At 69.6% G+C, this 18085-nt stretch carries 16 protein-coding genes; 13 read left to right on the forward strand and 3 right to left on the reverse strand.

Annotated elements, in window-relative coordinates:
* Positions 1-72: 72 nt before the first annotated feature.
* A complete protein-coding gene (locus tag ACQ4L4_RS26635; protein ID WP_431101797.1) occupies positions 73-1083 on the reverse strand; it encodes an ArsR/SmtB family transcription factor in 1011 nt (336 codons plus the stop codon).
* Between the two features lie 140 nt (positions 1084-1223).
* On the opposite strand from ACQ4L4_RS26635, the gene ACQ4L4_RS26640 reads away from it, so the two are divergent.
* The 6 genes from ACQ4L4_RS26640 (at position 1224) to ACQ4L4_RS26665 (ending at position 8434) form a co-directional block, all read left to right on the forward strand.
* Positions 1224-2396, forward strand: coding sequence for a UDP-glucose--hexose-1-phosphate uridylyltransferase (locus ACQ4L4_RS26640; RefSeq protein WP_431101798.1), 1173 nt, complete (start codon positions 1224-1226; stop codon positions 2394-2396).
* The gene (gene galK / locus ACQ4L4_RS26645) at positions 2393-3631 is read left to right on the forward strand and encodes a galactokinase (protein ID WP_431101800.1); all 1239 of its coding nucleotides are present in this window, start codon (positions 2393-2395) and stop codon (positions 3629-3631) included. The genes ACQ4L4_RS26640 and galK overlap by 4 nt, the downstream gene beginning before the upstream one ends.
* A 213-nt stretch (positions 3632-3844) precedes the next feature.
* A complete protein-coding gene (locus ACQ4L4_RS26650) occupies positions 3845-5248 on the forward strand; it encodes a glycoside hydrolase family 30 protein (RefSeq protein WP_431101801.1) in 1404 nt (467 codons plus the stop codon).
* Positions 5249-5255: 7 nt separating this feature from the next.
* Positions 5256-6152 carry an MOSC domain-containing protein gene (locus tag ACQ4L4_RS26655; protein ID WP_431101802.1) on the forward strand — a complete coding sequence of 299 codons (897 nt, stop codon included), beginning with the start codon at positions 5256-5258 and terminating at the stop codon, positions 6150-6152.
* On the forward strand, positions 6149-7456 hold the full coding sequence (locus tag ACQ4L4_RS26660; RefSeq protein ID WP_431101804.1) for an ABC transporter substrate-binding protein: 1308 nt from the start codon (positions 6149-6151) through the stop codon (positions 7454-7456). The genes ACQ4L4_RS26655 and ACQ4L4_RS26660 overlap by 4 nt, the downstream gene beginning before the upstream one ends.
* 108 nt (positions 7457-7564) lie before the next feature.
* Positions 7565-8434, forward strand: coding sequence for a glycoside hydrolase family 16 protein (locus ACQ4L4_RS26665; protein ID WP_431101805.1), 870 nt, complete (start codon positions 7565-7567; stop codon positions 8432-8434).
* Positions 8435-8441: 7 nt separating this feature from the next.
* On the opposite strand, the gene ACQ4L4_RS26670 is transcribed toward ACQ4L4_RS26665, so the two are convergent.
* The gene (locus ACQ4L4_RS26670) at positions 8442-9206 is read right to left on the reverse strand and encodes an SDR family oxidoreductase (protein WP_431101807.1); all 765 of its coding nucleotides are present in this window, start codon (positions 9204-9206) and stop codon (positions 8442-8444) included.
* A gap of 94 nt (positions 9207-9300) precedes the next feature.
* On the opposite strand from ACQ4L4_RS26670, the gene ACQ4L4_RS26675 reads away from it, so the two are divergent.
* Both ACQ4L4_RS26675 and yddG read left to right on the forward strand, forming a co-directional pair.
* Positions 9301-10242: an AraC family transcriptional regulator gene (locus tag ACQ4L4_RS26675; protein ID WP_431101809.1), complete on the forward strand. Its 942-nt coding sequence runs from the start codon at positions 9301-9303 to the stop codon at positions 10240-10242.
* Positions 10229-11131: an aromatic amino acid DMT transporter YddG gene (gene yddG / locus ACQ4L4_RS26680; RefSeq protein ID WP_431101811.1), complete on the forward strand. Its 903-nt coding sequence runs from the start codon at positions 10229-10231 to the stop codon at positions 11129-11131. The genes ACQ4L4_RS26675 and yddG overlap by 14 nt, the downstream gene beginning before the upstream one ends.
* A 91-nt stretch (positions 11132-11222) precedes the next feature.
* Here the strand turns inward: yddG and ychF are convergent, their stop codons facing one another.
* The gene (ychF, locus tag ACQ4L4_RS26685; RefSeq protein WP_431101813.1) at positions 11223-12314 is read right to left on the reverse strand and encodes a redox-regulated ATPase YchF; all 1092 of its coding nucleotides are present in this window, start codon (positions 12312-12314) and stop codon (positions 11223-11225) included.
* A 179-nt stretch (positions 12315-12493) separates the two neighbouring features.
* Between ychF and ACQ4L4_RS26690 the strand changes: the two genes are divergently transcribed.
* From ACQ4L4_RS26690 to ACQ4L4_RS26710, 5 genes are all read left to right on the forward strand, one after another.
* Positions 12494-13603 (forward strand): FAD-dependent monooxygenase, encoded by a 1110-nt coding sequence (locus ACQ4L4_RS26690; RefSeq protein ID WP_377157475.1) that lies wholly within the window; start codon positions 12494-12496, stop codon positions 13601-13603.
* Between the two features lie 42 nt (positions 13604-13645).
* A complete protein-coding gene (locus ACQ4L4_RS26695) occupies positions 13646-14419 on the forward strand; it encodes a DsbC family protein (RefSeq protein WP_377157473.1) in 774 nt (257 codons plus the stop codon).
* Between the two features lie 35 nt (positions 14420-14454).
* Complete coding sequence (locus tag ACQ4L4_RS26700) at positions 14455-14925, forward strand: DUF3429 domain-containing protein (RefSeq protein ID WP_431101815.1); 471 nt, start codon at positions 14455-14457, stop codon at positions 14923-14925.
* Positions 14926-15036: 111 nt separating this feature from the next.
* Positions 15037-16803: a M61 family metallopeptidase gene (locus tag ACQ4L4_RS26705; RefSeq protein WP_431101817.1), complete on the forward strand. Its 1767-nt coding sequence runs from the start codon at positions 15037-15039 to the stop codon at positions 16801-16803.
* On the forward strand, positions 16788-18029 hold the full coding sequence (locus tag ACQ4L4_RS26710) for a DUF3108 domain-containing protein (RefSeq protein WP_431101818.1): 1242 nt from the start codon (positions 16788-16790) through the stop codon (positions 18027-18029). Before ACQ4L4_RS26705 ends, ACQ4L4_RS26710 begins: the two co-directional genes overlap by 16 nt.
* Positions 18030-18085: the final 56 nt, after the last annotated feature.

An 18085-nucleotide genomic window follows, 5' to 3' on the forward strand; every position in this document is an offset into this window, starting at 1 on the left:
GCATGTTTGTTGCTGACGGGCCGCGTCGGACGCCGCAAGCGCTTCAGTAGCGTCGTGAGCCCTGGGGGCCGCTCAGCGCATCTCGCGCGGCGGTCGAGACGACACCGAGGCGTCCGCGGCGACCGCATCGGGGCCGTGCCCGCGTGGGAAGTCGAACGCGATCCGCATGACGATGTCCTGCGGGTAGTTGCCGAACTTGCGGCCGAACAGGTTGAGACCGCCGCGGTTGCGGGCGTCGTCCTTGACGCCCAGTCGCACCTTGATGTGATTCGTCTGCGGCAGGTCCAGGTCGCCGATCTTCACCGCGCCCAGCGCGACGCCGTCGATCATCGAGCCCTTCTCCCCTACGCTCCACTGCTTGAGCAGCCCGTGCGTCGTGCGGTCGACCTGCCACCAGCCCGGCATCAGCAGCGAGGGCTTGCCGCCGTAGTCGCCGGGGCTGGTCCAGGTGCCGATCTCCTTGTCGTTGATCCAGAGCGTGATGTCGGAGGGCCAGTCCTCGTTGAACTGCGGCGCCTCGGAGCAGATCTCCATCGACAGCTCGAGGTGGCTGGGCACCGCGCCGTAGGGCAGGTTGTTGGGGAAGGCGTAGTCCACGTAGCCCGAGCCGCCGAACCACAGCAGCTGCGCGTAGACGTGCTCGGGCTCGAAGAACGAGCGCGCGTCGTCCAGCATGCCGATGATCTTGCGCTCGCTGACCAGGCCGCAGGTGGGCTTGGCCTCGACGTGGCGGTAGCTGCCGATCGGCATGCTGATCGAGATGACGTTGGGCTGCGACTCGATCGCCGCGCCGGGCAGGCGCAGGCGCACCTCGTCGTAGCGCTTGGAACAGAGCTTCTGCCGGCCGCGCGTGCCGGGTTCCACCTCCACCGAGACGAGTCCCACGGCCTGCAGCTGGTTGATGTTGAAGCTCACCGTCGAATGCGGGAGGTTCATCGCCGAGGCCAGCTCCGACACGTTCAGCACCTGGTGCGTGAGCAGGCCCAGCATCGCCTGCCGCGTGTCCGAGGCCAAGGCCTTGGCGACGGCCAGTGCCGCGTCTCCCTCCACCATCAAGACCCGGCTGCCCGAGACCTCCACCATCGCGCGTCCCCTGTTGTGCTGTCGCGGGCCATCGCTTTGGACCCAATGAATTGGCGAGTTTATGAGATGGAACCCGCGGCCCTGGGGAGTCGGGTAAGGTTTCCTCATTAATAACAAGAATGTTCGTGATAATCACGGGCATGAACCCCGCACACCAGGACGGGCGAGGCGCCGAGATCGCCACCCCCGCTGATTCCCCCGAGGGCCTTGCGTTGCGCGCCGACCGGCCTGACCGCGTCCACCGTCGGCGCAATCCGCTGACCGGCCGTCACGTGCTGGTCTCGCCGCACCGCAGCTTGCGGCCCTGGCAGGGCGCGCAGGAGTCGATCGACGACACGCCCCTGCCGAGCCACGACCCGACCTGCTACCTGTGCGCCGGCAACGTCCGGGCGAACGGTCAGCGCAATCCGGACTACACGGGGACCTTCGTCTTCACGAACGACTTCGCGGCGCTGCAGCCGGCGCAGGGGGACGAGGCGACCTTCGCTGTCGCGGGCGAAGCGGGCGCCGATCTGCTTCAGTCGACACCGGTCGCCGGCGAGTGCCGCGTGCTGTGCTTCTCCCCCGATCACGCCCGCACGCTGCCGGAACTCGAGTTGCCTGAACTCCGCGCCGTCGTGCGGGCCTGGATGGATCAGTCCGCGGACATGGGCGCGCGCCACCGCTGGGTGCAGGTCTTCGAGAACAAGGGCGCGGCGATGGGCTGCTCCAACCCGCATCCGCATGGACAGGTCTGGGGCCTGGATCGGTGGCCCGACGAGGCCGTGCTCGCAGACACGCATCAGCGCGAGTACCTCGACCGGCACGGCGAACCGCTGCTGGTCCGCTACGTCCGCGATGAGCTGGCCGCGGGCGAGCGCGTGATCGTCGAGACCGGGCACTGGGTCGCCGTCGTGCCGTACTGGGCCGCGTGGCCGTTCGAGACGCTGCTGCTGCCCAAGGCCCCCACCTTGCGGCTCGACGCGATGACGACGGCGCAGGCGGACGATCTCGCCGTCGCCGTGCGCCGCCTGACGACGCGCTACGACAACCTGTTCCAGTGCTCGTTCCCGTATTCGATGGGCTGGCACGGCGCGCCGTATGGCGCCGGACAGCCGGACGACGACGCCAACCGCCACTGGCAACTGCACGCGCATTTCTATCCGCCGCTGCTGCGCTCGGCGACGGTGCGCAAGTTCATGGTCGGCTTCGAAATGCTCGGCGAGGCCCAGCGCGACCTCACGCCGGAGGCCGCCGCGCAGCAGCTGCGCGAGGTCAGCGACACCGTGCATTACCGGCAGGCGCGCCGCGCCGCGCAGTCGGAGGGCGCATGAGCCAGGACCGTCCAGCGACACCGCGCGAGCGCGCGGTGCAAGGCTTCGAACGCGCATTCGGCCGGTCGCCCGAGCGCCTGACCCGCGCCCCGGCGCGCGTCAACCTGATCGGCGAGCACACCGATTACAACGAGGGATTCGCGATGCCCTGCGCCATCGACCGCGACACGGTCGTGGCGGCGGCGCGGCGCGATGACGACATCATCGACGTCATCGCCTGCGACCTGCTGGCCGAGCCTGACGGGTCGAGTGGCATCACCGGCAAGGCGAGCGTGGGCGTTGCGGGTCGGGATGCCCAGGGGGCGCGCGGTCGCTTCCGCATCGGCGACGCGGCGGACGTCTCCGCCAGTCCCCAATGGCTGCGCTACGTGCAAGGCATGGTCGCCGTGCTGCGCGAGCAGGGCCATGCCGTCGGCGGCGCGACGCTGTCGATCGCGGGCAACGTGCCGCAGGGCGCGGGGCTGAGCTCGTCGGCGTCGCTGGAGATGGCGATCGGCCACGCGTTCTCCGCGCTCAACGGCTGGACGCTGCCGCCGACGACGATGGCGCTCGCCGGCCAGCGCGCCGAGAACGTCTACGCCGGCTGCCGCTGCGGCGTGCTGGACCAGCTGTCGTCGTCGCTCGGTGTGAAGGGCCAGGCGTTGCTGATGGACTGCCGCAGCCTGGAGGTCCGTCCGATCCCGATGCCCGAGGACATCGCGGTGCTGGTCGTCGATTCGAAGATCCAGCGCGGCCTCGTCGACAGCGAATACAACCTGCGCCGCCAGCAATGCGAGGCCGCGGCGAAGGGGCTCGGCGTGAAGGCGCTGCGCGACGTCGACGACGCGCTGTGGTCGCGGCTGGGCGGGCAGCTCGACCCCGTGGTGCGTCGTCGCGCGCGCCACATCATTTCCGACAGCCAGCGCTGCGCCGGCCTGGCCGACGCGCTGTCGCGCGGCGACCTCGCCGCGATCGGCCACCTGATGCGCGAGTCCCACGAGTCCATGCGCGACGACTTCGAGATCACCGTCCCCGCGATCGATGCGCTCGCCGCGCTGATGCAGGACGTCATCGGCGCGCACGGCGGTGCGCGCATGACCGGCGGCGGCTTCGGCGGCTGTGTCATCGCACTCGCAACGCGCGCGATGGTCGACGAGATCCGCGTTGCGGTCGAACGCGGCTACCGCTCGCCGGATGGCCGCGCCGCGGAATTCCACGTCTGCGCCGCGTCCGACGGCGCGGGTGTGCTGGTATGAGCGCCCCGGACTCCACCAGCGTCGCGACCGACACGACTGACACCACCGGCACCGTCGGCACCGTCGGTGCTTGCGGGAGAGGGGAGCGAGGGCCGGCGGCCCCGTGACGCCTCCGGGCCATCCCTGAATTGACCGTCACGTCGACTGCCTCTATGCTCGGGTCATGAAAGCGCTTTCATGCGCCGTTCAGAACACGACAACAAAGGTAGGTCGATGACGGAGACAACTTCAGCGGGCGCGCGCGCGTCCCTCCGATGGACGCTGTCCGCGAAAGGCGCGGACCTGGCGAGCTCGACGCGCCTGGCGGCGCAGCCCGAGCTGGCGCTGCAGCCGGTGGCGCAACTGATGGCTGATGCCGCGATTGCGGGCATGCCCAAGCTGGTGGTGAACAGCGCACGCCGCTTCCAGCGCATCGAGGGCTTCGGCGGCGCGTTCACCGAAGCCTCGGCAATCACCTGGCAGAAGCTCCCGCCCGCCGAGGCGAACGCGCTGCTGCGCGCCTACTTCGACGCGAGCGCGGGGCATGGCTACACCTTCAACCGCGTGCACATGAACAGCTGCGACTTTTCGCTGGGCAACTACGCACATGCGGACGTGCCGGGCGACGAGGCGCTGACGCACTTCAACATCGACCGCGACCGCCGCGCGCTGCTGCCGATGATCCAGGCTGCGATGAAGGTCGCACCGGGCCCGATGAAGCTGCTGGTGTCGCCCTGGAGTCCTCCGGCGTGGATGAAGACCAACGGGCAGATGAACAACGGCGGCAAGCTGCTGCCGCAGTACGCGAAGGCCTGGGCGCAGTGCTACGTGAAGTTCATCCAGGCCTATGAGGCCGAAGGCGTGCCCGTCTGGGGCGTGTCCGTGCAGAACGAGCCCGACGCGGTGCAGCGCTGGGACTCGTGCGTCTACACCGCGGAGGAGGAACGCGACTTCGTCCGCGACCATCTCGGCCCGGCGCTGCACGCGGCGGGGCTGCAGCGCATCAAGGTCGTCATCTGGGACCACAACCGCGACCAGATGGTGCAACGCGCGGACGTCGTGTACTCGGATTCCGAGGCCGCGAAGTACGTGTGGGGCTGCGGCTTCCACTGGTACGTCGAGGACCACTTCGACCACGTCGGCCTGCTGCATGACGCGTATCCCGACAAGCAGCTGCTGTTCACCGAAGGTTGCCAGGAAGGCGGACCGCACATCGGCTCGTGGAACACCGGCGAGCGCTACGGGCGCAGCATCCTCAACGACCTGAACCGCTGGACGGTCGGCTGGATCGACTGGAACCTGCTGCTCGACGAGACCGGCGGACCGAACCACGTCGGCAACCTGTGCAGTGCGCCGATGATCGCGGACCGCGAGCAGAACCGGTTGATGCCGCAGAGCTCGTACGACTACCTCGGCCACTTCAGCCGCTTCATCAAGCCGGGCGCAATCCGCGTGCTGTGCTCGGCGAGCAGCCAGGACCTCGAATGCACCGCCGCGGTCAACGAGGACGGCAGCATCGCCGTCGTCGTGATGAACCGCAGCGAGCGGGAGCATCGCTTCACGCTGCGCATCGACGGCCAGGCGGGCGTCGCGGCGCTGCCGCCGCGCTGCATCGCGACCTACGTGCTGCCGCGCTGAGGTCGACGTGGACCAGACCTCCGTCATTGCCGCCATGGCCGCCATCGACGGCGATCCCGCGGCGGTGTCGTCCACGGCCTATGCCTGCGTCGATGCGTTGTACGTGTATCCGGTGAAGTCCTGCGCCGGGGTGCGCGTCTCCGATGTGCGCTTCGACGAGGACGGCCGGATCGTCGGTGACCGCGAGTGGATCGTCGTCGACGCGCGCGGCGAGCTGGCGTGGCTCGGTTCGCACCCGAAGCTGGCGCTGCTGCAGCCCAAGCTGCTGGCTGATGCGCTGTTGCTGTGCGCGCAGGGACAGCAGCCGCTGCGGCTGTCGCGCGAGGCGGAAGGCGCGGCGACGTATGCCCTGATCTGGCATCCGGAGGAGCGCCGCATGGTGAGCCATCGCGGTCGGGATGCCGGCGCCCTGGCGGCGCAGTTCCTGCGCGAGGTCACCGGGCACGATCTCCGGCTCGTGAAGCTCGAGCGGAACGCGGCGCTGGCGACGGCGCCGAACGCGTTGCACGCGGTCTCCACGGGATCGGTGGTCGAGCTCAACGAGCATCTGGCCGCGGAAGGACTCGCTCGCGTCGACGTGCGGCGGCTGCGGCCCAACCTCGTGCTGCGCGGCATGCAGGAGGCGCTGGTGCCGTTCATCGAGGAACACCTGATGCAGTTGGTCTGGCGGGACGGCGAGGGGTGGTGGCGCCGCATGACGCACGCGGCGGCCTGCGAGCGCTGCGTCGTGCCCAACGTCGATCCGGACACCGGCGAGGCGCAGTCCGGCATCGACACGGCCATCGCGACGCTGAGCGCCCAGCGCTGGCCGGGACAGGCGTCGCGCTTCGGCGTCTATCTGCGACCGCCGCCCGGCGGCTCGCTGAGTGAAGGCACGGTCATGACGATGGAGCTCGACTTTTGAGCGCGAAGAACGGACGCGACGGGCGCGTGCGCCAGGGCCTCACCCGACGCGGGATGCTCGCGGCGATGACGGTGCCGGCGTGGTCGGGCGTGCTGGTCGTTCCCGCCCTGGCGCAGGCGCGCGAGGTGCTGACGATCGCGGCCTTCCCGCTGATGGACGAGATCGCCAAGGCGGCGATTCCGGCGTGGCAGGCCATGCATCCGGACGTGGAGTTGCGCATCCTGATGCGTCAGTACACGGACCATCACACGGCGATGACGACCGCGCTGTCGACGGCGGTGGGGCTGCCGGACGTGATGGCGCTGGAGTCGAGCTTCGTCGGCCGCTTCGCGCAGGGCGGCGGACTGGAGGATCTGCGACAGCCGCCGTTCAGCATCGAGGCCTTCCGCCCGCGGATCGTGCCGTATGCGTATGACCAGGCGATCGCACGCAGCGGCGCGGTGGTCGCGATGCCCGCGGACATCGGGCCCGGCACGATGCTGTACCGCAAGGACATCCTCGAGCGCGCAGGCGTTCCCCCGGAGGAACTGACGCGCAGCTGGGACAGCTATGTCGCCGCGGGCGAGCGCATCAAGGCGCGCACCGGCGTGTACCTGATCGCCAACGTGCAGGAGATCAAGGACATCCTGATCGCCGACGGGCTGCAGCCGGGCGAAGGCATCTACTTCGACACCGAGTCGCGCGTGCTGGTGAATTCGCCGCGCTTCGAGCGCGCGTTCGAGGTGTCGCTGCGTGCGCGGCAGAAGGGTCTCGACGCGAAGGTGCCGGCGTGGTCCAACGACTGGGGCGCCGGCTTCAAGCAGGGACGCCTGGCGACGGAGTTGTCGGGGGCATGGCTCGTGGGGCAGCTCAACGCGTTCGTCGCGCCGGAGACCAAGGGACTGTGGCGCGCGGCGTCGCTGCCCGGTGGATCGCATGCGCCGTACGGCGGCACCTTCTATGCGATCGCGCGCAAGTCCGCGCCGTCGCGCAAGCTGCTCGCGTGGCGATTCATCCAGATGATGACGCTGGACCCGAAGCAGCAGCTGCAGGCGTTCAAGTCCTACGACGCCTTCCCGGCGCTGCGCGACGTCCACGACGACCCGTTCTTCAGCGAGCCGGTGGACTTCCTCGGCGGACAGCGCGCGCGGCTGCTGTGGCGCGACGACGCGTTGCGCATCACCGCGCTGCCGGTGCACAAGCAGGCCAAGTTCGCGGAGGAGGTCGTGCAGACCGAGCTCGACAAGGTGCTGCGCGGACAGAAGACGATCAAGGCGGCGCTGGCGGATGCCGAGCAGCTGCTGCAGCGGCGCGCGAAGCGCTGAGCGCGCCGCGTCCGGTGATCCTCACGCCTGATCGATCGCGACGGGTCACCACGGATCACGGCGCATTACGACGCATCTCGACGGAATACAACGAAGGAGACCTCGTTCATGAAGCAACGACTGACGCGGCGCTGGGCCGCCTTGCCCCTGCTGGCGGCGCTGGCGATCGATGGCGGCGCGGCGCTCGCGCAGGCGCAGACGGCGACGGGGAAGGGCGGCGCGGCGACCGGCCCGATCGGACTGCCGGCGGGGTACACGCTGGTGTGGTCCGATGAATTCGACAAGGGCGCGTTGCCCGACGAGTCGAAGTGGGCCTACGACACCGGCATGAACAAGCAGGGCTGGCACAACCGGGAGAAGCAGTACTACTCGGGTCCGCGCGCGGAGAACGCCGCGCTCAAGGACGGCCGGCTGGTGATCACGGCGCGCAAGGAATCGCTGTCGTCGCAGCCCGACTGGGGCGGCCAGAAGTACACCTCGACGCGCCTGATCACGAAGGGCAAGGCCGAGTGGACCTACGGCTACTTCGAGGTCCGCGCGAAGCTGCCTTGCGGGCAGGGCACGTGGCCGGCGATCTGGATGCTCGGCAGCCAGGGCGACTGGCCCGCGTCGGGGGAGCTCGACATCCTGGAGCACATGGGCCAGAAGCCCGACTGGGTGTTCAGCACGGTGCACACGACGTCGGGCCACGGCGGGCATGGCGTCGGCGACGGCAGGAAGCTCGCCACGGCCTGCGGCGAGTTCCACAACTACCAGATGCTCTGGACGCCGAAGGAGATCCGTTTCGGCATCGACGGCCAGGTGCACGCGGCGTATCCGAACCTGGGCAAGGGAACGGCGCAATGGCCGTTCGACAAGCCGCAGTTCCTGATCCTCAACCTCGCGATCGGCGGCGACCTCGGCGGGGAGATCGACGACGGCATCTTTCCGATCGGGTACGAGGTCGAGTATGTGAAGGTCTATCAGGCGGGGAAGTGATCTCGCGTCAGTTCGTTGCCAACGAGGTCGCCAACGCCACCGCATCCGCCCCCGCCGGAATCCGCATCGGCGCCTGCGGATCCGTGACCGCTCGCCAGACGGCCTCGGCCACGTCCTGCGCGTGGGTCACCGGCGTGGACGCGTCGCGCACCGCGGCGAAGACGCGATCGCGGAATTCCACGTAGGCCTTCGGCACGTCGGGACTCATCAGCTTGCGCGCGTTGTCGCCGAAGCTCGTGCCCGGCGAGCGGCCCGGCAGCACGAGCCGGGCGCTGATGTTGAAAGGCTCGAGCTCCAGCGCGAGCGACTCGGTGAACGCATTCACCGCCGCCTTGCTGCCTGTGTAGACCGAGAGCAGCGGCAGCGACATCAGCGTCACGCTCGACGTGACGTTCACCACCACACCCGCACGGCGTTCGCGGAACTGCGGCAGCACCGCCTGCGTCATCGCGATCGTGCCCAGCACGTTGGTTTCGTAGAGCGCGCGCGCGTTGGCCATGTCGACGGCCTCCAGCGGCGACAGCAGGCCGACGCCGGCGTTGTTGACCAGCGCATCGATCGGACCGGCATCCCGGAGGCATTGGCGGATGCTCTCGGCATCGGTGACGTCGAGCGGCAGCACGCGCAGCAGCTCGGAGCGCGGCAGCAGGTCCTCGCGCGGCGTGCGCATCGTCGCGACGACGCGCCAGCCCTTGTCGAGGAAGAAGCGCGCGGTCTCGAGGCCGAAGCCGGACGAGCAGCCGGTGATCAGGACGGTGGAAGTGCGGGACATCGGGAACTCCTTCGATTGGGGATGTCCGCACGATAGAGGGCGCGATCCGGACTGACTACACTGCGCAGTCCATTCCTTTGTCGAGATCGTCCAGATGGTCGACCCGTTGGCCGAAGTCGTGTCCCTGTTGCGGCCGCAGGCGCCGTTCTCGAAGCTCGTCGTCGCTTCCGCGCCCTGGGCGGTGCGCCGCAGCGAAACAGGCCGTCCGTTCTACTTCGTCGCGCTCGAGGGTTCGTGCCACGTGACGATCGACGGGCCGTCGCACAGCGACACGATCACGATCCATCCGGGCGACTTCGTGCTGATTCCGGCCGCGCGCAACTTCTCGACCTCGAGCCTGGATCGCCCGCCGCCGCGCGAGGGCGAGCCCGTCACGACCCCGATCGCGCCGATGCCGGGCGGCGCGCGCATCGGCGATCCGGACGGGAAGGTCGACATGCGGATGCTCGTCGGCAACTGCGTGCTCGGTTCGCCGGACGCGGAGCTGCTGGTGTCGCTGCTGCCGCAGTGGGTCCACGTGCGCGGAGAGAGTCGCCTGTCGACGCTGGTCCAGCTCGTCGGTGACGAATCCCGCGCCCATCGGCCGGCGCGCGAGATCGTGATGTCGCGGCTGCTGGAGGTGCTCCTCATCGAAGCCTTCCGTTCGACGGCGAGCACGGCGCAGACGCCGGGCCTGGTGCGCGGCCTGGCCGATCCGAAGCTGGCGTCGGCGCTGCGGCGCATGCACGAATCGCCCGCGATGCCATGGACGGTCGTCGAGCTCGCGAAGGAGGCGTCGATGTCGCGCTCCGCCTTCTTCGAGCGCTTCAGCCGTGCGGTGGGCATTGCGCCGATGGCCTACCTGCTCGCGTGGCGCATGGCGCTCGCCAAACAATGGCTGCGGCAGCGCGAGCTGTCGATCGCGGAGATCGCGGAGCGCGTCGGCTACAGCGCCGTCGGCCCGTTCGGCGTGGCGTTCACGCGGCACGTGGGCATGCCTCCCGGAAGATTCGCCAGAAACGTCGCCCTGAACGAAAGCATGAATGTCGAAGTCTGACCTGTCGAAGGGCGCCACGCTGCTGGGCCTCGTGGCCATCCTGTTCTGGAGCACCTCCGTCGGCGTCACGCGCAGCACGATCGAGTTCCTCGGCCGGACCGGCGCGCCGGCGGTGCTGTTCACCGTGTCCGCGCTGCTGCTCCTGCCGACGCGCACCTCGCTGCGCGAGCTGCCGCGTCGTTATCTCTGGCTCGGCGCCGCGCTGTTCGTGGGGTACGAGCTCTGCTTCGTGCTGGCGCTCGGGTTCGCGCGCACGCGCCACGAGGCCATCGAGGTCGGCATGGTCAACTACCTCTGGCCCAGCCTCACCGTGCTGTGTTCCGCGATCGCCGACCGCAAGCGGCTGAACGCGCCGATGCTCGCCGGACTGGCGCTCGCCTTCATCGGGGTGATCACGGCGTCCTCGCCGCCGGAGGGACTGTCGCTCAGCCGCTTCTTCCACAACGCCGCGTCGAATCCGCTCAGCTACGGCCTCGCCTTCATCGGCGCCATCGTGTGGGCCCTCTACAGCACCTGCACGAAGCACATGGCCAAAGGCAAGAACGCGCTCTGGTTCTTCATGGCACTGAGCGCGGCGGGCTTCTGGATCGTGCACGCGCTCAACGCGGAGCGCCCGCCGATGAACTGGACGATGCACATCGTCATCCAGGTCGCGCTCGCGAGCGCGGCGGTGACGCTCGCCTACACGCTCTGGAACATCGGCGTGCTGCGCGGGAACATCCATGTCCTCGGCCTCGCCGCGAACGGCACGCCGCTGATGTCGGCGCTGTTCGCGTCGGTGCTGCTGAGCGCGCCCCTGCCGCCGATCTTCTGGGCTGGGGCGGGCTTGGTGGCGATCGGGTCGTTGATTGCGGGAGTGGGGCTTCGGTCGGCGCGCCCGGGCGCCTGAGCGCGGTGCTCCGCGGCCGATCCGCATTGGCTGCATGTGAAATGAAAGACGCCCGCAGTTGCGGGCGTCTCGGGGTGCGGCGAAAGGGCGGTCAGACGTTGAACAGGAAGTTCAGCACATCGCCATCCTTGACGACGTAGTCCTTGCCTTCCGCGCGCATCTTGCCGGCGTCCTTGGCCGCCTGTTCACCCTTGTACTGGATGAAGTCGTCGAAGGCGATCGTCTGCGCGCGGATGAAGCCGCGCTCGAAGTCGGTGTGGATCACGCCGGCCGCCTGCGGCGCCGTGTCGCCGACGTGGATCGTCCACGCCCGCACTTCCTTCACGCCCGCCGTGAAGTAGGTCTGCAGACCCAGCAGCTTGAAGCCCGCGCGGATCAGGCGGTTCAGGCCCGGCTCGTCCTGGCCCATCTCGGCCAGGAACATCGCGCGGTCCTCGTCTTCCATCTCCGACAGCTCGGCTTCGGTCTTCGCGCAGATCGCCACGACCGGCGCGTTCTGGCCCGCCGCGTATTCCTTCAGGCGGTCCAGGAAGGGGTTGTTCTCGAAACCGTCTTCCGCCACGTTGCCCACGAACATCGCCGGCTTGGCCGTGATCAGGCACAGCGGCTTCAGGATGACCAGCTCTTCCTTGCTGAAGTCGATCGACCGCACCGGCTTGGCCTGGTCCAGCGCGACCTGGCACTTCTCCAGCACCTTCACCAGCGCCGCCGCTTCCTTGTCGCCCGCGCGCGCCACCTTGTTGTAGCGGTGCAGGCTCTTCTCCACCGTCCCCAGGTCCGCCAGGCACAGCTCGGTCTGGATCACTTCGATGTCGGAGATCGGATCCACCTTGCCGTTGACGTGGATCACGTTCGGATCCTCGAAGCAGCGCACCACGTTCACGATCGCGTCCGTCTCGCGGATATGCGACAGGAACTGGTTGCCCAAGCCTTCACCCTTGGACGCCCCCGCCACCAGCCCCGCGATGTCCACGAATTCGACGATCGCCGGCACGATGCGCTCCGGCTTCACGATCTCCGCCAGCTTCCCCAGGCGCGGATCGGGCAGCTCGACGATGCCGACGTTCGGCTCGATCGTGCAGAAGGGATAGTTCTCGGCGGCGATGCCGGCCTTGGTCAGCGCGTTGAAGAGGGTGGACTTGCCGACATTGGGCAGGCCCACGATGCCGCATTTGAGGCTCATGGTTGGCTTTCGGGGGAAATGCTGGGAATGCTGGTGTGGGCCTGCGGCAGCGCGCGGGCGAAACCGGCATTTTAGTCAACCGCGGCTTCCGCCGCCGTGGCGGTCGCCCGTCGGCCTGTCCGCGCCGTCTGGAAGCCCGCCCGGGACCGCCCCATCGCCCCTGCCTACAATCGCCGTCCATGGAAAAGTTCGACGTCCTGGTGCGCGGCAATGGCTGCGTCGGTCGCAGCCTGGCGCTGGCGCTCGGCGCCCGCGGCCTGCGCGTGGCTCTGCTGGCCCGGCCGACCGCCCCCTCGTCCTCCGCGGACGTGCGCGCCTATGCGCTCAACGCCGCCTCCGTCGCGCTGCTCACCCGGCTGCGCGTGTGGGAAGGACTCGCCGAGGACGCCCGCACCCCCGTGCACGACATGCGCATCCACGGCGACCGCGCCGGCGCGGAGCTGCACTTCAGCGCCTGGCAGCAGGGCGCGGGCGAGCTCGCCCACATCGTCGACGCCGCCGCGCTGGAGGACCAGCTGGACGCCGCGCTGCGCTTCGCCCCGCACGTGCAGCGCGTGACCGAACCGGTTCCCGCCACGCTGCAGGCCCTGTGCGAAGGCCGCGACACCGGCGCCGCCCAGGAATTCGGCGTGCACTACGAGCGTCACGACTACGGCCACATGGGCGTCGCCACCCGGCTGATCGCCAGCAAGCCCCACCAGGGCCAGGCCTGGCAGTGGTTCAGATCGCCGGATGTCTTGGCGCTGCTGCCTTTCGACCGCCCCGAGCCCGGCCACAGCTACGGCCTGGTCTGGTCGCTGCCCAAGGACGAGGCCCGTCGACTGATGGCCGCCGGCCCGGCCGAATTCGAATCCGCCCTGCTGGAAGCCACCGGCGGTGCCGCCGGCACGTTGAAGCTGGCCGGCGAGCGCCAGGCCTGGCCGCTGCAGCTGTGCCGCGCCGACGCGCTGTGCGGCCCGGGCTGGGTGCTGCTTGGCGACGCCGCCCACCTCGTCCACCCGCTGGCGGGGCAGGGCTTGAACCTCGGCCTGGCCGACGTCGAGGCGCTGGTCGACGTCATCGTCCGCCGCGAATCCTGGCGCAGCCTCGGCGACGAGAAGCTGCTGCGCCGCTACGCCCGCGCCCGCATCGCCCCGACCTGGGCCATGGGCGAGTTGACCGACGGCCTGCTGCGCGGCTTCGCCAGCCAGGCGCCCGTGCTCGCCCGGCTCCGCAATGAGGGTCTGCGCCTGGTCGATCGCGCCGGCCCGCTCAAGAAATGGCTCACGGCCCGCGCGCTCGGCCACTGAACGGTCCTTGTCCGTTCACCCTGCAAGTTCTCGAAAGTCCCCATGATCTCCACGCTGTCCAAGACCTTCTCCCGCAAGACCCTGGCCCTGGTCGCCTCGCTGGCCGCGCTCGGCCTGTACGGCTGCACGGCCCAGGCCAACGAGGACACCATCCGCAAGAACCTCGCCGCGGTGATGCCCAAGGAGATCAAGATCGACGAGGTCCGCCCCAGCCCCATCGCCGGCCTGTGGGAGGTCCGCATCGGCAGCGAGATCCGCTACACCGACGCCGCCGGCCAGTACCTCGTCGAGGGGGAGATCCTCGACCTGAAGAACCGCAAGAACCTCACCCAGGAGCGCGTCGACAAGATCACCGCGATCGACTTCGCCGCGCTGCCGCTCAAGGACGCGATCGTCTGGAAGAAGGGCGACGGCAAGCGCCGCATCGCCGTCTTCGCCGACCCGAACTGCGGCTACTGCAAGCGCTTCGAGAAGTCGCTGCAGGAAGTCGACAACATCACCGTCTACACCTTCGTGATCCCCATCCTCGGCGGCGATTCGCCGGAGAAGTCGCGCACCATGTGGTGCGCCAAGGACAACACCACCGCCTGGCGCAACTGGATGATCGACGGCGCGATGGCCGGCCCGGCGGACCCGAAATGCGACAGCTCGGCCATCCAGCGCAACCTGGCCCTCAGCCAGAAGATCCGCGTCAACGGCACGCCGGCCATCCTGTTCGAGAACGGCACCCGCGCCCCGGGCGCGATCAGCCCGCAGCAGCTCGAGCAACGCTTCCAGGCGATCCAGGAAGCGGACAAGACACAGAAGAAGTCCTGATCCCGTTTGATTCCGCCTGATCCCGACTGATCCCCATGAGCGACCGCACGCCCCACCATGCCGCCCCGGTGCACGCCGCCTCGGCCTCCGTCAACCCGATCGCCGCGCGACTGGGTTACGCCGGCCTGATCCCGTTCGTGCTCGGCGCGGCGCTGGTCTGGCTGGTGCGGGAGGACGCGCACCCCTACGTCACCGACGGCCTGTCGCGCTACGCGGCCATCGTCATCACCTTCCTGGGGGCGATCCATTGGGGCCTGGGCATGCGCCAGACCGTCCCGTCGCCCGCGCCCTTCATCTGGGGCGTCGTGCCGGCGCTGCTGGCCTGGATCGCCTCGACGATGCCCCCGTACGCCGGCCTGGTGATCGAAGGCTTCCTGCTGATCGCCTGCTACGTCGCCGACCGCAAGCTGTATCCGTCGCTGGGCGCCTCGCCGTGGCTGACGCTGCGCTTCCGGCTGAGCGCCGTGGCGGCGCTCAGCTGCTTCATCGCCGCCCAGGGGACCTGAGCCCCTTCGAACCCGCACAGGCGTCGATCCGGGTGAACCCTCGCGGGTCCGCTGAACGAGAACCGCCCAATCGCGCACCACGCATGGGCCAGGCTTGGTAGGCTGTTCCTCATGACCGCTCGCCCCACGATCCATTACCGCATCGCCGTCGCCGACCCGCATGCGCATCGCTTCGAGGTCACGCTGACCGTGCCGGCGCCCGAACCGTGCCAGGCCTTGAGCCTGCCGGTCTGGATCCCGGGCAGCTATCTGGTGCGGGAGTTCTCCCGCCACCTGGGCGCCGTGACGGCGCGCCAGGGCCAGCGCGAGGTCCTCGTCACCCAGACGGCGAAGAACCGCTGGGAGTTCGAGTGCGCCGGCCGCGCCGCGCTGGTCATCAGCTACCCGGTCTACGCCTTCGACACCTCCGTGCGCGCCGCCTTCCTGGACGCTCAGCGGGGCTTCTTCAACGCGACCAGCCTCTGCCTGCGCGCGCACGGCAAGGACGACTTGCCGCATCGTGTCGAGCTCGTCGGCCTGCCCGAGGGCTGGGAGGTCGCCACCGCGATGGCGCCGGTCGAGGACGCGCCGCTGCAGTTCGAGGCCGCCGACTACGACGAACTGGCCGACCATCCCTTCGAGCTCGGCCCGTTCTGGCGCGGCGAATTCGTCGCCGGCGGCGTGCCGCACGAGTTCGTCGTGTCCGGCGCGCTGCCGATCTTCGACGGCGAGCGGCTGCTGCGCGACGCGCAGAAGATCTGCGAGACCCAGATCGCCTTCTGGCACTGCGGCAAGAGCAAGCCGCCGATGTCGCGCTACGTGTTCCTGCTGAACTGCACCGACGACGGCTACGGCGGCCTGGAGCACCGCGCCAGCACCGCGCTGATCGCGGCGCGGCGCGACCTGCCGCGCCTGGGGCAGTCCGAGACCAGCGACGGCTACGTGAAGCTGCTTGGCCTGATCAGCCACGAGTACTTCCACACCTGGAACGTGAAGCGGCTGCGTCCGGACGTGTTCGAGCGCTACGACTACGAGCAGGAGAACTACACCGAGCTGCTGTGGTTCTTCGAGGGCTTCACCTCGTACTACGACGACCTGTTCCTGGTCCGCGCCGGCCTGATCGACGAGGCGCGCTACCTGAAGCTAATCGCCAACACCCTCACGCAGGTGCTGGGCGCACCGGGGCGCAAGCACCAGAGCGTGGCGCGCTCCAGCCTCGAGGCCTGGACCAAGTACTACCGCCAGGACGAGAACACGCCCAACGCGGTGGTCAGCTACTACGCCAAGGGCTCGCTGGTGGCGCTGGCGCTGGACCTGTCGCTGCGCGGCGCCGAGAAGTGCGAGAAGCCACAGTCGGTGGACGACCTGATGCGCGGCCTGTGGAAGGACACCGGCGGCGGTCCGGTCAGCGAGGCGAAGATCCTGCAGAAGCTGGTCGACCTCGGCGGCGAGGCGATCGCGCAGACGCTGTCGACCTGGGTGCATGGCACCGAGGATCTGCCGCTGCCGCAGCTGCTGGAGCGCGTCGGCGTGCGCTGGTGCCTGGACAAGCCGACGCTGGCGCAGCGCCTGGGGCTGCGGGTGTCGGAGAACGACGGCATCGTGACGGTCAAGAACGTGCTGCTCGACAGCGCCGGCCTGGCCGCCGGGCTGAGCGCGGGTGACGAGATCGTCGCCTGCAACGGCTGGCGCGTGCGCAGGCTCGAGGACCTGCCGCTGACGCTGAACCACATCGACCCGCAACGGCTGGAACTGCTGGTGACGCGCGACCAGCGGATGCTGACGCTGGCCCTGACGCTGCCGATGCAGGACAGCGCCGCGCGGCCGGTCTGCCTGGGCCTGCTCGAGAAGGCGCCCGCGCGTGCGCAAAGCCTGCGGCGCGCATGGCTGGGTGGCTGAGACGGCGGCTCGCCCTCGAGATCCGGCAGATCCAGGATGCCGGTCGGGTCGTCGGCCGAGCGTTGTCCGCCGCGGCGACCGGCATGGCGCCGCTCGCCGACCCGCGCCGCTGGCGCGATGCGGCGCGCGGCATCCGCAGGCATCACGTCGCGCTGGCCGGACTCACGGCCGCGGTGATCGGCGCCCACCTCTGGCTGCTGAGCGGGGCCCGCGAGCTCCACGACCAGTGGGCGCCCGAGACGCCGGAGCCGGAGCGGCTGCAGGCGGCCTTCATCCGGGAACTGGCACCGGCCCCGCCGCCGCCGCCGGCGACCACGCCGCCGAAGGACGGACCGCCGGGCACGCCCCAACGACGCATCGAATCGATGCCGGCGCTCGGCGACGGTCCGGCACCGCTGCCGCCGGATCCCGCCGCGAGCGAGCCGCCGCCTGAGCTGCAGGCCCTGGCGATGCCGCCGGCGCTGGCGGTCTCCGACGCGGTCGGCGAGTGGATGCCGGGCATCGAATGGCCGTTGTCCACCGAACTCGACTACAAGCTGAGCGGCGATTTCCGCGGCGCCATCCACGGCGATGCCCGGGTGCAATGGCTGCGCGAGGGCTCGCATTACCAGGTCCACCTCGAGGCCTGGATCGGCCCGAAGATCGCGCCGCTGATGTCGCGCCGGATGAGCAGCGACGGGGAGATCACGCCGCTGGGCCTGGCGCCGCGGCGTTTCGACGAAGTGACCGGCGGCCTCGCGGGCGGGAACCGCCAGTCGACGCTGCTCTTCGACCTGGGCGGCGTGCGTCTGGCCAACGGCCGTCGCGAGCCGGTGCCCGACGGCACGCAGGACGCGGCCAGCCAGTTCGTCCAGTTCACCTGGCTCTTCCTGACCGGCCGCCAGTCGGCGCAGGGCGATCTGCTGATCCAGCAGCCGCTGGCGCTGCCGCGCAACGTGCACCTGTGGCGCTACAAGGTGCGCGGGATGGAGGACGTCGCGACGCCGCTGGGCCAGATCCCGGCGTGGCACGTGGACTCGGACATGGACATGGAAGACACCCGCGGCGACATGCAGGCGGAGTTCTGGCTGGCGCCGTCGCTGCAGTACCTGCCGGTGCGGGTGCGGATCTGGCAGAACCGGTCGAAGGATCCGCGCACGCACATCGACCTGGTGCTGAAGGCGGCGCCGAAGCAGGCGCTGGCGCCGGCTCAACCGGCGCCGTCGGCCTCCGCCGCCAGCCCCTGAGCCTCCGAGCGTCAGGGCGTCAGGGCGCGCGGACGTCAGCGCCCGCATGCGCCCCT

It is taken from the genome of Roseateles noduli (assembly GCF_050626985.1).
GTDB lineage: Bacteria > Pseudomonadota > Gammaproteobacteria > Burkholderiales > Burkholderiaceae_C > Roseateles > Roseateles noduli_A.